The sequence below is a fragment of the Kitasatospora sp. NPDC056783 genome (assembly GCF_042789895.1).
Lineage (GTDB): Bacteria > Actinomycetota > Actinomycetes > Streptomycetales > Streptomycetaceae > Kitasatospora.
The window spans coordinates 1-2,316 of sequence record NZ_JBHUAF010000432.1 but is presented as its reverse complement, the minus strand read 5'-3'; the positions used below and the strand labels follow the sequence as shown (position 1 = coordinate 2,316).

Below are 2,316 nucleotides of genomic sequence, written 5' to 3'. Positions count from 1 at the left end.
CCGCTCGTCTGCGACTCGGCCGGATCGGCCATGGTGACCTCGATTCGATGCGCGGAAGCCCCGGCGGGGACCCGGTCTCGCACGGACGGTTGACGGACGGGTGTCAGCCTCCCGGTGGCCCGCCCGAGCGCCAAGGGGCCATCGGGTCCCTCGACCCGGTCCCCCCGCATCAGCTACCAGCGGGTACCCGATCGGGTACCCGTCGTCCGGTGCGGCCCCTTTCGCTCCTCCCCGCAGGGCACCCGGTCCGGTCGGCCGCGGCCGAGCCAGGGGCCGGACGGGGGCCGGACGGGGGTTGAGGGGCGTCGAGGCCCTGAGCATCGGCGGGGACGGCGACATGCCCCGGGTGACGTGGGCGGCACGGGCACACCGGCCTCCGGGCATGGCCGTGCCACCGAGGATGCGCTCCTCCCGTCACCGCCCCTTCTCCACCGGTCCCGCACCGCGCGGCCCGCCGGCCGGGAACGGATCAGCGGGGAAGGCGCGGCCCCGCCGCGAGCGGTACGCCGAGGCGCTCGGACTGGGTGACCGAGGCGGGTGAATCCTGGCTCCGGGCCGCCTCCGTCGGGATCCGCGGAGCCGAGGCCGGCCCGCGCGGGGGCGGGGTGTAGCCGGGCAGGCGCACGGTGCCCCACACGTACGGGTCCGCCTGGGCACTGCCGAACGGGGACCAGGCCAGACGGCTCCCGCCGATCTTGTCCGTGGTGTCGGAGTCGTACACGAGGACGTTCGCGGTCATCCGCTCGGGGTCGACGGCGGCCGGAAGGTCCGACAGCGGGATCCGGACCTCGACGGTGTAGCCGCGGTAGGGCGCGGTGACCCGGGAGGCGACGGCCAGCCCGGGGGCGGTGGTGTCCGCCGGGCCCTGCCGGTTGTCGGCGTCGCGCTCCGCGCAGGGGCCGCCGTCGTTCGCGGTGAACGGCAGGATGCCGGTCTTGAACGTGGTCGAGGTGTCGTCGGAGTCGCCGCGCGGATCGATGGCGATCTCGACGGCGTCGGTGCGCCAGTGCCGCTTGCAGTCGTTCCGGGCGTCCAGGGCGCTGCCCATCCGGTCGTCGGTGACCTGGACGAGCACGTAGAGGTCGTCCCCGTGCCGGGAGAGGCGGGCGGTCGCGGAGCAGTCGGCGGGGGCGCAGTCCTGGCCGGCCCAGTGCCGCAGCGGGTGTTCGGGCCCGGGGTACTCCCCGGGGCCGGCGGTGCCGTCGACGACGGGCGGGCGGTCGAGTGCCGGGACGTCGGTCGCGGGAGCGGCGGGGTAGTCGGGCTGGGCTTCGTTCGCCAGCCAGGGCATCCTCACCCGCCGGGTCCAGTCGCGGAACTCGGCGTACAGCGGCTTCAGCCCCGCTTGTCCCCGGACGGTGGCGGGGACCGGTTCGCCGGCCCGGGCGAGGACGGTGAACCACTCGCAGGGCAGCCGTCCGGGCGGGGTCTCGACCGTGGCGGGCAGCGAGCCGAGACCCTGGGTCACGTACCTGCGGGCGGCGTCGCGCTCGACCTGGGCGAAGGTCTCGCCCGAGGAGGCGGAGCGCGCGCCGGTCCACACGCCCTCCACCGGCAGCCCCGTGTGCGGATCCGTCAGCCGGGCCGTGGCGCAGGACGGTCCGACGGGCCCGTCGAACCCCCAGTTCTGGGCCAGCAACCGGGAGGGCCGCCACGGCCGGTACCCCTCGTCGGTGATCTGCCGGGGGAACGCCGTCGGGTCGCCGGCGAGCCGGAACGCCTCGACGGCCAGCCGGCCGGCCTCCTGGTGCCCGCCGTGCTGGTCGAAGGGACGCGGGTCCATCGTCACCACGGTGGCCGGGGTGGTCGCGCGGAGCAGCCGGACGATCCGTTCGAGCGTGTCGGTGGGCTGTCCGGGGGCCCGGTTCCAGACGGCGGAGACCAGGGGGGCGGAGAGGGTGTACCAGAAGTCCGGCTTGTCGAGGTAGAAGACGTTGTCGATTCCGGCGAGGCCGACTGCTTCCCGTTCCTCCGTCTCACGGATCAGGCCGAGCCGGGCGCCCTCCTCCGGCCCGACGGCGTTCCCGCCGCCCTCGCCCCGCGTGACGGTCACCACCCCGGTGCGCCGCCCGCCGCGCTCCCGCCACTGGGCGAAGGTGGCCAGCGACTGGAACTCGTCGTCCGGGTGGGCCCCGATGAACAGGACGTCGGTGTGGGCCGGGTCCCGTCCGACGGGCGCCGCGGCATCGGTGGCGGAGCGGTCCGCCGCGCCCTCCGCGGGCACGGCGAGGGCGACGGCGCAGGCCGTGGCCACAGCGACGAGGACGGCGGGCCAGGACCGCCGAAACGGGTTCCGGGTCACGGTGCGTGCGTTCC

The 2,316-nt window shown here is 75.9% G+C and carries 1 protein-coding gene; it reads right to left on the bottom strand.

The genetic code is table 11. The annotated features are described in order from the left end of the window. Positions 1-469 precede the first annotated feature (469 nt). Positions 470-2,302 carry a sugar-binding protein gene (locus ACFRMQ_RS35965; protein ID WP_380735031.1) on the bottom strand — a complete coding sequence of 611 codons (1,833 nt, stop codon included), beginning with the start codon at positions 2,300-2,302 and terminating at the stop codon, positions 470-472. Between the last annotated feature and the right edge of the window lie 14 nt (positions 2,303-2,316).